The sequence below is a fragment of the Vibrio crassostreae genome, from assembly GCF_024347415.1.
GTDB lineage: Bacteria > Pseudomonadota > Gammaproteobacteria > Enterobacterales > Vibrionaceae > Vibrio > Vibrio crassostreae.
On record NZ_AP025476.1, the window covers coordinates 2,899,046 to 2,911,980 of the forward strand.

Sequence of the window (12,935 nt, forward strand, 5' to 3'; positions counted from 1 at the left end):
GTAAAATCCTTTATATCGAAATGATAATCTATATCAGTTGTGTTATTATATTCATCAGTAACACAATTACAATGATGTCCGACAAAAAAATTGTTCGCTCTGCGCCATCAGTCTCGCACTTTTGTAACAATTCATTTCAAAGCGACCACTTATGCTTGCGAAGCGTTGCCGGCTAGCTCGGTTTATCTACATCAATCAAAACTACTCGACCATTAATAACAAAACCCCACAACCAATGGCTATGGGGTTTTCTTTGTCCTGCCTAACCCATTCAGATTAAACAAATACTATCGATTATTTTACTGATACAAACTCTGGGTAAGCGCCGACACCACAATCGTGCATGTCCATACCTTCTAGCTCTTCATCTTCACTAACACGAATACCGATTGTTGCTTTAAGCACTGCCCATACCGCTAGGCTAGCACCGAATACCCATGCAAAGATTACTGCTGCACCCATTAGTTGAGCACCAAACGTTGCGTCAGCATTGCTTAGTGGCACAGCCATTAGACCGAAGAAACCACACACACCGTGTACAGAGATTGCACCTACTGGATCATCAATCTTAGCTTTATCTAGAGCGATGATGCTGAATACAACCAATGCACCAGATACCGAACCAATCGCTACAGCAAATAGAGGTGATGGTGATAGAGGGTCCGCAGTGATTGCTACTAGGCCAGCTAACGCACCGTTAAGAATCATTGTTAGGTCTGCTTTACCCCAAGTCGTTTTACATACTAGTAGTGCTGCGATTGCGCCAGCTGCCGCTGCTGCGTTGGTGTTAAGGAAGATTTGACCAACTGCTGTCGCGTTCTCGAAATCTGAAACCATCAATTGAGAACCGCCGTTGAAACCGAACCAACCAAACCAAAGAATAAATGTACCTAGTGTTGCAAGCGGCATGTTTGAACCAGGAATCGGGTAGATTTCACCGTTCTTACCGTATTTACCTTTACGAGCACCAAGTAGTAGAACACCTGCTAATGCAGCTGCTGCACCGGCCATATGTACGATACCCGAACCTGCAAAGTCACTGAAACCCGCTTCTGATAGGAAACCACCGCCCCAAGTCCAGTAACCTTCAACTGGGTAAATGAATGCTGTTAGTACTACCGAGAAGATAAGGAACGACCAAAGTTTCATACGCTCAGCAACTGCACCAGATACCACAGACATTGCAGTTGCAACGAATACTACCTGAAAGAAGAAGTCTGATTCTAGAGAGTGGTCTGCGCCTTCACCTTGAGTACCAATCAGAGTACCGAATGATGGCAACCAACCGCCTTCGCCGTTGTCGACATACATAATGTTGTAACCAACCACTAAGAACGCTGTACAAGCAATCGCGTACAAGCAGATGTTCTTAGTTAAAATTTCTGTGGTGTTCTTTGAACGAACTAGGCCAGCTTCAAGCATCGCGAAGCCTGCTGCCATCCACATTACCAACGCACCTGAAATGAGGAAGAAAAAAGTGTCTAGTGCGTAACGTAGTTCCGTTACTGTTGTTGTAAGTTCCATATTAAAGTCTCCAGTCCTTGTAATTCTTTAAAGTGCTTCAGCATCCATTTCACCAGTACGGATTCGTACGGCTTGGCTTAGGTCATACACAAAAATCTTACCGTCACCGATTTTACCTGTGTGTGCCGCTTGACTGATTGCTTCAACAACTCGGTCAACGTTTTCAGCTTGAGTAGCAATCTCTAGCTTCACTTTTGGTAGGAAGTCGACTTGGTACTCTGCACCACGGTACAATTCTGTGTGTCCTTTCTGACGACCAAAGCCCTTCACTTCAGAGACCGTCATACCTTCAATACCCACATCAGAGAGCGCTTCGCGTACATCGTCTAATTTGAATGGCTTAACAATGGCATTTATTAATTTCATATTCGTTCCTTAAATTCTTACTTAATCCGTTAATTCTCTTATAACAATCCAAGTAGCGTGCCAAAAAGTTAAGTGTTTGATTTTCAATCAAATACACATGATAGGACTATAAAAACAAAAAAGGCCGCACCAATATGGTGCGGCCTTTTCACTATCTTAATGCGTATTGCTCTTATTGCTCCAGATTTGGGCAACGGAGCCTTCAAAGCTCTGAATGACCAACAAATAGGTGTTAGAAACTAGTAACCTAAAAAATCCATCCAGCGTTCGATGAGTAGTTCAAAATCATCGATTCCACAGCTTGCTTGGCTTTCACAGTTATAGAAGTCGAACTCACTGCCCTCTTCCATTTCTTGCTCATGCGCTAACACGTTTTCTTGAATCGTGACTTCATCTTCATTGATGGCAAGGCTAATCTCTTTGCCAAGTAGCGTCACTTCATTGCTCAGGTCTTGTCGAGATTGCTCAATAAGCGCCATCACATGATCTAGTTTCTGCTTATCTTTGCCGATCTCTTCTTGTAACCAGCGGCCAACGATCTCGTGCCCCATACTGCACTTTACATAGTACTCGCCCATTAAAGTGTTTCTTGTAAATTCAAATTCCATAAAGGCTCCGCGCACTAATGACAGATAGGGTTAAAAATGAGGCGAGAGTATATAGCGAAGTCATCAAGAGATCGAGTCGCTCGTCTTCTAACATTCAGACATAAAAAAACGCCTACCGAAGTAGACGCTCTATCATTTGGGTTCCTCTAAATAGTTGGAGTGGCAGCTAGGCGACAAGTACGTTCATCCCTATGAGCATAGAAGCTCTATGTGACTAGGGCGGCCGGCGCTCCGGTGAACGTACGCAGTCAACAACGCTGCCGCTACAAATATGACGAGGAACTAGGCTGGTTCTTGGAAAATAACCGTGTCCGCTTTTTCCGTGTACTGACCCATTTTATGGAAGTTCAGGTAACGGTATGTATCAGCAGCCGTTGCATTGATCTTATCAGCGTACTCTAGGTACTCTTCTTTCGTTGGAATACGACCTAGAATCGCACCAACCGCAGAAAGTTCAGCTGACGCTAGGTAAACATTCGCGCCTGTACCCAAACGGTTCGGGAAGTTACGAGTAGAGGTAGACATTACCGTCGCAGCATCAGCAACACGAGCTTGGTTACCCATACACAGTGAACAACCCGGAGTTTCAATACGAACCCCAGCACGACCGAAGATGCCGTAGTAGCCTTCTTCTGTCAGCTGATCTTTATCCATCTTGGTTGGCGGAGCCACCCATAGGCGAGTATTTAGCGAGCCGTTAAACTCTTCTAGCATCTTACCAGCAGCACGGAAGTGACCGATGTTCGTCATACAAGAACCGATAAACACTTCTTGAATCTCAGTACCTTGAACGTCAGAAAGAAGACGAGCATCATCTGGATCGTTTGGTGCACAAAGGATTGGTTGATCGATGTCAGCAAGATCAATCTCGATAACGTGCGCGTATTCCGCATCTGAATCAGCAGATAGCAACTCAGGGTTCGCTAACCACTCTTCCATTGCAGTGATACGACGCTCAATCGTACGAACATCACCGTAACCTTCCGCGATCATCCACTTAAGCATAACGATATTCGAGTTCAGGTACTCATCGATCGACTCTTGAGATAGCTTAACCGTACAACCTGCAGCAGAACGCTCAGCAGATGCATCAGAAAGCTCAAATGCTTGCTCAACAGATAGGTGCTCAACACCTTCAATTTCTAGTACACGACCAGAGAATTCGTTGATCTTACCTGCTTTCTCTACGGTTAGTAGGCCTTGCTTGATACCATAAAGAGGAATGGCATGTACTAGGTCACGTAGCGTGATACCCGGTTGCATTTCGCCTTTAAAGCGAACCAAGATAGATTCAGGCATATCAAGAGGCATAACGCCTGTTGCGGCAGCAAATGCTACCAAGCCAGAACCCGCAGGGAATGAAATACCTAGAGGGAAACGAGTATGCGAGTCACCACCTGTACCTACAGTATCAGGAAGAAGCATACGGTTTAGCCATGAGTGGATAACGCCATCACCCGGACGAAGTGAAACACCCGCACGGTTCATGATGAAATCAGGTAGCGTATGGTGAGTGTTTACATCAACAGGTTTCGGGTATGCAGATGTGTGACAGAAAGACTGCATTACAAGGTCTGCTGAGAAACCAAGACACGCCAGATCTTTAAGCTCATCACGAGTCATAGGACCGGTCGTATCTTGAGAACCGACTGTCGTCATTTTAGGTTCACAGTACTGACCAGCACGCACACCTTCAACACCACATGCTTTACCTACCATCTTCTGAGCTAGCGTGTAGCCTTTATCAGATGCAGATGGATCGATTGGTTTAGCAAACAGATCAGTTTCAGCTAGACCTAAAGAGTCACGAGCACGACCTGTTAGGCCACGACCAATGATCAGTGGAATACGGCCACCAGCACGCACTTCATCGAGAAGAACTTTACTTAGCTCAAAGTTTGAAATCACAGAACCGTTCTTGTGAACAACACCTTCGTACGGGTAGATATCAATGATATCGCCCATGTTCATGTCTTGTACGTTCAGTTCAATTGGTAGTGCGCCTGAATCTTCCATTGTGTTGTAGAAGATTGGTGCAATTTTACCACCAAGACAAACACCGCCAGTACGCTTGTTTGGTACGAATGGGATATCTTCACCCATGAACCAAAGTACTGAGTTTGTTGCCGATTTACGTGAAGAACCTGTACCAACAACATCACCAACGTAAGCCAGTGGAATGCCATCTTTTTGCATTTCTTCAATTTGATTGATTGGACCAACGCTACCCTGCTCATCAGGAGTAATGCCTTCACGTTCCATTTTCAGCATCGCTTTTGCGTGTACTGGGATATCAGGACGTGACCATGCATCTGGCGCTGGAGATAGGTCATCGGTGTTCGTTTCACCAGTGACTTTGAATACTTTTACTGTGATTTTTTCTGCTACTTTATCTTTCGCTGTAAACCATTCAGCATCAGCCCAAGATTGAAGTACTTGTTGTGCAGCAGCATTGCCAGCTTTCGCTTTCTCTTCTACGTCGTAGAATGCATCGAACATTAGGAGAGTGTGAGACAGTGCTTTAACAGCGATAGGAGCAAGCTCAGCATCATCAAGTAGAGATACTAGAGATTCGATGTTGTAACCACCTTGCATAGTACCAAGCAATTCTGCAGCTTTTGCTTTGCTTACTAGCGGAGATGATACTTCACCTTTAGTGATAGCCGTAAGGAAGCCAGCTTTTACATAAGCAGCTTCATCTACACCCGGTGGAATGCGGTTTTCTAGTAGGTCAAGAATGATTTCTTCTTCACCTTGAGGTGGATTCTTCAGAAGTTCAACTAGGCCAGCTACCTGCTCAGCATCTAGTGGTTTTGGAACAACTCCTTCGGCAGCACGTTCTTCGACGTGTTTACGGTAGGCTTCAAGCACGACTTTTTTCCTCTCATTGCGGTTCACTTCTTCCCTTCATAATTGTTAGTAAAATAAAGAAGTGAACATCCTTGGAAACTTGGCTCTCCATTGCCATTTTTGTCATTCAATTTGTATTGATGAGCGGCGTCATAGAGGCCAAACTGTGGGCGGTAGAATAGCAAATTTAACGTTAAATTAAAATCTTATCATTTTGACCAACATAGCAAGTTAAGACGAAAGTCCCACTATTTTTGCCTATTTACGCACTTAAATGACGACTCTGCGCATGATTATTTGTAAGAGGTTCCTACAATCAAGTAAACCGAGTCGAAGTTATCTTCAGTTCGTCCATAAGCTAATATGATTGGTCCAATTGGCGAATCCACACCCGCGAACACAGACCCTGCCGTGTACATTGGTGCTTCATCAAGCCTTAAATCATTGTTCGACCAGACACCACCATGTTCAATGGATGCCCCCACGTAGAATGGTGATTTAAAGAGACCGAAGTCATTTTCAAACCACTTATAGCGATAAATCAAACTGGTGTATGCTAAGTTTTGACCGATCAAGCTATTCCTTGGAATACCGGATAGATTGAGGAACCCTCCTAGCTCTTTCGGATCAATTGGAAAGACTGAATTTTTACTTTCTACAATGCCGTAATCGAGCTTTGCGACTAAAGTATGCTTCTCAATACTTTGTGCAGCCATGAAATTGGCTGAAAACTCATAAACCGTATCACTCTCAGACGTTAAATCCGATTCACCAACAGAGCTGTCATTATCAAAATCATCATGGGAGACAAGGTACTCCAAATCGACAAAGAAGCCCTTAGTCGGCAAGCTGAAGTTATCCAAAGTATCCAGTCGATAGCCCATAAAGCCACCAATACGTTTATAGCCACCACTGCCCAATGAAGGTAAAGAAGCCACCTCAACATCCCCATCAGTATAGCGAAGGCCGAATTTCAGCTCTTGCCACAAGGTAGGTTGATAGCCTAATGCTAACTCTCCGACATACTCGCTATAAGTCATTGGAAAGTAGTCGTTCGTTACGTCTAGTGTTGGCTCTTCAATTTCGTCAATATCGACCGGGAGGTTTCTGTTCTGCTTACTGTAAACAATCGAAGCTGAAGTGAACAACTTTTGACTAGAGAAGAAAGGCGAGAAGAGTTCCGCCTCAATTCGCTTGTCGGTACCCATCTCGATATTGGTTCTTAACTCCGCACCGTGCGAGTTAATATCGGTGAAGTTAGCCGAAAGACCGATCGAGTATTGGCTTGTGGTAGAAAAATCGTCTTCAAGAAAGAATCGGAAATTGAGGTAATTCGGGCCCCACGACTTCTCATCTACATCCACATGAAGTTGCTCTTCACCATCAACCGTATCAAATTCATAAGTCACGAGTTCAAATCTATCTAATGCATAAAGATCTTGCACTTTAGATTCGATTTCACTGGTTTTCAGAACCTCACCAGCATCGAGATTTAAGCGGTTTTCAAGCAGCTTGTCTGAATAGTGGGTGTTGTTATTGATAACCACCTTGTCGATCTTGGTTTTATCACCGTGCTTCAGCTGTCTGCGAGCCTTCTGCTTGTCATCAATATAGTGTTGGTAGTCTGCATTCGAGAGCGACAACTTAGAAAGCTGCTCTGTGTACTGCCTAGTCGCTTCATACCCAGCATGATAAGCCGTCGGCATTTTATCGAACTCTGTGGTTTCCATTTCCCCAACATCAGGGCGTAGGAAAAAATCATGGTCTGTTAATGTAGCGGCTTGCTCTTGGGTACTGCGTTGAACTAGGTAATTAGAGAGTTGGTCTGCGGCAGCAAGAAAGTTAGTGAAATCTTCTTTGCTTTTGTAATTTGTACTGATATCAACAGCAATAACGATGTCTGCCCCCATCGCCCGGGCAACATCCACAGGCATGTTATTGGTGACGCCACCATCGACTAGCATTCGCCCATCGACTTCATAAGGTGGAAGCGCTCCGGGTACTGACATACTCGCCATCATGGCATCAACGAGGTGACCGTGGTCAATGACCACTTCTTCGAGTTCAATGATATCAGTAGCTACTGAACGGTATGGGATAGCAAGGTTGTCGAAAGAGTCGAATGAAGATAGATTGCCGGTGGTCTCACGCAGGATACGCAACATATTCTGACCTTGAACCACACCTTTTCTCGCTTTGATTTCACCCCAGCCTAAACCGAGGTCGGTGTTCAATTGATAACGATCTTCATACTCTTTATCACGCACACGGCGATCACTACGGTTAACGCGGTCGCGATAGCCGCGATTCCAATCCACCGTGTAAATAAAACTTTCAATCTCGTCAGCACTCATCCCTGTCGCATAAAGACCACCAACGTAGGCGCCCATACTGGTACCGGTAATATAATCCACCGGGATTTGCATCTCTTCTAAGGCTTTAAGTACACCAATGTGAGCTGCACCTTTGGCACCACCACCAGCAAGAACGACAGCAACGGTTGGCCTTTTATGAGCTTGTTCAGCTTGCTGAGATTGATCAACCTGTGTCGCGGTAGATGCAAACAGCTGAAAACTGATTACAGTGCCCACAATACCTAAGCCGCTCACTATCCAACGAGAAATCATTCTTTAAACTATCCTTGTCATTCTTTTCTGTTATGACTTTACCACTGAAAAAGCTTCTTTAGCCACTGTTTTGGTTGACTTTCACAGCCCTTTTTAATGTTTCCATTCTCATCCCAAACAGGCAGTTTCACCGCACCATCACAGTCAAACTCTAAAGCCCCTTCAGAAGTTCGAGTAAAACTGGCCGTCGTAATCCCATTCGGCCAAGGCAGTAATAATTGCTCCGGAGTTCTATGTTTAAGATAATCGGCATAGACACGTAACGCACCACTTGAGCCCGTTAGTTTAGTTGGCTTATTATCATCGCGCCCTAGCCAGATAGTGGTGACTTCACGGCCATCAACACCCACGAACCAACTGTCTCGACTGTCATTACTGGTGCCCGTTTTACCGGCTAACCCTGCCCAAGCAAACTGACCTTGTAGGAAACGACCCGTACCTTCCGATACACCACGCTTCATCGCATAAGTTGTTAACCAAGCAGCTTGCTGATCAACACTTTGCGATACGCGAGGGATTGATTGATATAAAACCTCGCCATCATTATCAACCACAGAACGAAGAGCAGACAAAGGTGCGATACGACCAGAGTTGGTAATGGTTTGGTACATCTGCGCTACTTGGAACGGAGTCAGTGAGAACGAACCCAAAAACATCGACGGCACTGGGCGTATCTCATTTTTATCGACACCCAGCTTTTCAATCGTATCCGAGACGCTATCAATGCCTAACTGCATGCCCAAACGAACGGTAGGTACGTTGTAAGACTTAGAAAGCGCTACATACAAGGGCACCTCTCCACGGAACTTACGATCGAAGTTTCTCGGGCTCCAGACGCTGCCTTTACTGCCTTTCAGACTGAGAGGTGTATCCATCAAGGTCGTCGCCAACGTGTACTTTTGGGGTTGTTCTAAGGCGGTTAAGTAGATTGCAGGCTTAACCAAAGAACCAATAGGACGACTCGCATTCAAGGCACGGTTAAAACCATCGTAGCCAGTACGTTTACCACCGACCATAGCTCGGATTTCACCGGTATTTCTATCCACGGCAATAGCTGCAGCTTCCAGTTTGTTACCTGCGGTTTTCGATAAATCAGGCACCTTACGTGCAATCGACTTCTCTAACTTGTCTTGGGAAACCGGATCCAAAGAGGTAAAAACTCGAATGCCTTTTTTCGCTTCAAATCGATCGCCGACATACTTCTTAAGCTCAATATTGACTTGCTGGAAGTAAGCGGGCTGACGGCTAGCAATACGTGGGTTGTCTTGAATATCCAAATCACGACCCGCCGCTTCTTCGTATTGTCGCGGAGTTAATATGTCTTGCTGCATCAACAAGCGAAGCACCAGATCGCGTCGAGTCTTAGCACGCTCAGGATAACGAACCGGATTGTAATACGAAGGTCCCTTTACCATACCGACAAGCAGTGCTAGCTGATCAATACGGAGCTCTTGAATAGGTTGACCGAAGTACAAGCGAGACGCCAAACCGAAACCATGAATCGCTTGCCCGCCATTTTGCCCAAGGTAAACCTCGTTTAAGTAAGCCTCTAGAATACGATCTTTGCTGTAACGATGGTCTAAGATAAGCGCAATGTAGGCTTCACGAACCTTACGCCACAATGTACGTTCACTGGACAAGAACAGGTTTTTTGCCAACTGTTGCGTCAGCGTACTACCACCTTGTACCGTTCGCCCGGCTTTGACGTTAACGACCATTGCACGAGCGATAGCCAGTGGCGACACACCGTCATGTTGATAGAAATTTCTGTCTTCGGTTGCCAGTAAGGCATCAACCATCACTTCTGGGAACTGATTACGTTTTAAGAACAATCGCTGTTCATCGTTACTTTTCTCAAGCATGCCCAGCATTTTCGGCTCAACACGCAAATACCCCATGTCGCCTTTCTTCTCTAACGACTGAATTCGAGTTAACTCGTTACCGTTGAAATGCAGCATCACATGACGATCCGCTTCGGGTCCATCGACAAACTCGAACGGACGACGAATCATTTCAATCTTGGTTGAAGAAGAGGAGTATTCGCCCGGGTGACGAGGCGCGTTCACCTTACGATAATTAAGCACATCGAGCTCATTCTTAACCTGCACCAAACTCACTGGAGTTCCAGGAGACAGGTCTAGTACTCGCGCATAAACCACGGTTGGCAAATCAAACAGCTGACCTTCAAAACGCTGCTTGACCACAGAATCAAGATAAATACCGACAAACAACAGCAATGCCGCGAGCGCTATGCCCGCTTTCCAAGAAATACCCCACAAGATCTTCAACCAACCTCTTTGACCTGACTTCTTAGCCTTAGGTTTGGTCTTTTTCGCAGCCGCTCTTGGTTTTCTTGGCTTGGCTTTGGTCGCGGGTGACTTCTTTGTTGGCGCTTTTTTAGGTGGTGCCTTTTTTGGCGTTAACATTTTGGTCATCATCGATTCAACTGTCGTTTGGTTTTAGTGGTTGCTACATGGTTAGCAGGGTCATCCGGCCAAGGATGTTTTGGGTAACGGCCTTTCATCTCTTTTTGTACTTCTTTGTACGCGCCAGCCCAAAAGCCAGCTAAATCTTGAGTAATTTGCAGTGGTCGCTGTGCTGGAGAAAGTAGCTCAAGCACGACTTTTTTACCCCCTTGCGCGATCAATGGCGAGTCTTGTTCACCAAAGACTTCCTGCATTCGCACTGAGATCACGGGTTCAGACTGATATTGATAACGAATGGTCTTCTTGCTGCCTGTCGGCATCACATAGTGCGTTGGTAACCATTGGTCTATCTCTTGATTCAAAGGCCAACCAAGATAAGCAGACAATGCCTGTTCAACCGAAACACTAGCGAGCCCTTTTGCCGACTTAACGCCATTCAAATATGGAGATAGCCACTCATCAATATGTTCGACCAAACTCGCGTTATCCATCGCTGGCCAATCATGTTCAGGCATCCAAAGACCAGCACAGCGCACACGCTCAACCAGCTGTTTAGCCGAAGGTGTCCAATGTAATCGATCCAGCCCGCATCGAGCGACATAGTTGAGCAGCGCTTGGCTCGCCTGATTCGAATCGGGCTCAGGTAAAGCTTTGGTGCTGATAATCAGTTTGCCCAGAGACACTCGCTGCTCGGCAACTAAACGGCCACGCTTTTCATCCCAATCCGCATAATCTGAACAGACAAAGAGATTTGGAAACGCTTCTTCTAGCAGCGCAATATCAACCGCGGTGGCCAAGAAAATCTGACTGGCTCGCCCTGTGCTGCGCATCAAATCAATCACTACGATATAGTCATTGTTCGCCAATGGATCATCGTCACGAACCTCGGCGCCGTGGCCATTAGCAAGACGGAAAGCACTGCTGGTCGCGCTTCTCACTTGTGCAATCCGGTCCGGGAAGGCAAAACAAAGCACTAATGGTAGCAATGACTCGTCAGCTTGTGACAAATCTAAGTGATGATTGAGTTTGCTGGCGAGACTTTTCGCTCGCTGCATCACCACGTTATTTTTCGAATGTTTTCTTTGCTTAAGTCGGTGCAACGAATGCTGAATATCTGTGACGTTGCGTTCAGGCTCTTCAAGTAAAGCGGCTGCGACAATCGCAGCATTCAGCAATGCTTGGCCGTTCTGTTGCGCTTTTATCAGCATGCTGGCGATACGTGGTTCAAGGCCTAAACGTTGAGCCAGTTTACCTAACGCCGTAAATTGACCATTGCTGTCTAATATATCAAGGCTTTGCAGCAGTTGCTTGGCTTGCTCCACTGAAGCTTGGGGCGGAATGTCTAACCATTGCAACTCGTCTGCACTCGCAGCGCCCCATTGCGTCAATTCAGACACCAACGAAGACAAATCAGAATGAAGAATCTCAGGCTCTGGTACAGCAGGTTGCTGCATTAGTTGCGTTTCGCTGTACAAACGAACGCACAAGCCCTCTTCAATTCGTCCTGCACGACCCGCTCGTTGTTCAGCAGAAGATTGTGAGATTTTCACTTGCTCGAGCTTGGTGATACCAGTTTTCAAATCAAACTTAGCAACTCTTTCAAGCCCGGAATCCACCACTAATCGAATACCTTCGATAGTCAAAGAGGTTTCCGCGATATTGGTGGCCAATACCACCTTTCGACGCCCTTTCTCTGATGACGCGATCGCTTTCTGTTGTTGAGGAAAGCTAAGTTGCCCATAAAGAGGACACACATCGATATCACCAGCAAGCTGTTCAAGTTGAGATTCCACCTGCTTAATCGCAGAAACGCCTGGTAAAAAAGCTAGAAGTGAGCCTGACTCTTTCTCCATCAGAGAGCGAATCACGCTAGCCATTTTAGGGGCTAGATATTCATTTGCGCTAAGAGGCTGATAACGGAAATCGACCGGAAAGGTGCGACCTTGTGATTCTACGTATTTGGCATTAGGCAATAAAGACTGCAGCGCGTGTTGATCTAAGGTTGCCGACATCACAACCACCTTTAGATCGTCACGCAATGCCTCTTGGATCTCTAAGCTAAACGCCAATGCGGTATCGGCGTGAATGCTGCGCTCATGAAATTCATCGAAGATCACCATATCAACCCCAGTCAATTCAGGGTCGGTTTGGATCATTCTTGTCATGATCCCTTCAGTGACGATTTCCAAGCGAGTTGAACTGCTGGTTTTAGATTCACCACGAACTCTAAAGCCAATGCTCTCCCCGACCTTCTCTCCCAATTGGCTCGCCAAGTAAGTCGCAATATTTCTTGCCGCCAAACGCCTAGGTTCAAGCATGATAATTTTGCCTTGAACGGCATTGATCTTAACCAGTTGTAAAGGGAAGAATGTTGACTTACCCGCACCGGGAGCGGCCTTTAGAATAAGTTGAGTGTGTGTTTCTACGCCAGCGAGCAGATCTGGCATCACAGCTTCTATGGGCAGTTGTGGCAATGGGAGAACCTTGTGGTGTAATGTTGGCAACATTGTACATAAAAACCTACCTGTCTAAAT

Annotated in this window: 7 protein-coding genes; all 7 read right to left on the reverse strand. The window is 45.8% G+C overall.

Features of this window, described 5'->3' with window-relative positions:
* Window positions 1-294: 294 nt before the first annotated feature.
* The 7 genes from OC193_RS12840 to hrpB all read right to left on the reverse strand — a co-directional run bounded on the left by OC193_RS12840 (window position 295) and on the right by hrpB (window position 12,848).
* Window positions 295-1,524: an ammonium transporter gene (locus OC193_RS12840; RefSeq protein WP_048658181.1), complete on the reverse strand. Its 1,230-nt coding sequence runs from the start codon at window positions 1,522-1,524 to the stop codon at window positions 295-297.
* A 27-nt stretch (window positions 1,525-1,551) separates the two neighbouring features.
* Window positions 1,552-1,890, reverse strand: a complete 339-nt coding sequence (gene glnK, locus OC193_RS12845; RefSeq protein WP_004738200.1) for a P-II family nitrogen regulator — start codon at window positions 1,888-1,890, stop codon at window positions 1,552-1,554.
* 239 nt (window positions 1,891-2,129) lie between these two features.
* Entirely contained in the window at window positions 2,130-2,498 is a 369-nt protein-coding gene (locus OC193_RS12850; protein ID WP_019824378.1) for a YacL family protein, read from the reverse strand.
* Window positions 2,499-2,780: 282 nt separating this feature from the next.
* Window positions 2,781-5,369: a bifunctional aconitate hydratase 2/2-methylisocitrate dehydratase gene (gene acnB / locus OC193_RS12855; protein ID WP_048664517.1), complete on the reverse strand. Its 2,589-nt coding sequence runs from the start codon at window positions 5,367-5,369 to the stop codon at window positions 2,781-2,783.
* 272 nt (window positions 5,370-5,641) lie between these two features.
* Window positions 5,642-7,975 carry a patatin-like phospholipase family protein gene (locus OC193_RS12860; RefSeq protein ID WP_048664516.1) on the reverse strand — a complete coding sequence of 778 codons (2,334 nt, stop codon included), beginning with the start codon at window positions 7,973-7,975 and terminating at the stop codon, window positions 5,642-5,644.
* A 38-nt stretch (window positions 7,976-8,013) separates the two neighbouring features.
* Entirely contained in the window at window positions 8,014-10,413 is a 2,400-nt protein-coding gene (gene mrcB / locus OC193_RS12865; protein WP_048664515.1) for a penicillin-binding protein 1B, read from the reverse strand.
* The gene (hrpB, locus tag OC193_RS12870; RefSeq protein WP_048664514.1) at window positions 10,410-12,848 is read right to left on the reverse strand and encodes an ATP-dependent helicase HrpB; all 2,439 of its coding nucleotides are present in this window, start codon (window positions 12,846-12,848) and stop codon (window positions 10,410-10,412) included. Before hrpB ends, mrcB begins: the two co-directional genes overlap by 4 nt.
* Between the last annotated feature and the right edge of the window lie 87 nt (window positions 12,849-12,935).

Excerpts from the sequence above, each read along its gene's own strand:
- OC193_RS12840 (WP_048658181.1), bottom strand. The coding sequence starts at position 1,524 with ATGGAACTTACAACAACAGTAACGGAACTACGTTACGCACTAGACACT.
- glnK (WP_004738200.1), bottom strand. The coding sequence starts at position 1,890 with ATGAAATTAATAAATGCCATTGTTAAGCCATTCAAATTAGACGATGTA.
- OC193_RS12850 (WP_019824378.1), bottom strand. The coding sequence starts at position 2,498 with ATGGAATTTGAATTTACAAGAAACACTTTAATGGGCGAGTACTATGTA.
- OC193_RS12860 (WP_048664516.1), bottom strand. The coding sequence starts at position 7,975 with ATGATTTCTCGTTGGATAGTGAGCGGCTTAGGTATTGTGGGCACTGTA.
- mrcB (WP_048664515.1), bottom strand. The coding sequence starts at position 10,413 with ATGATGACCAAAATGTTAACGCCAAAAAAGGCACCACCTAAAAAAGCG.
- hrpB (WP_048664514.1), bottom strand. The coding sequence starts at position 12,848 with ATGCCAGATCTGCTCGCTGGCGTAGAAACACACACTCAACTTATTCTA.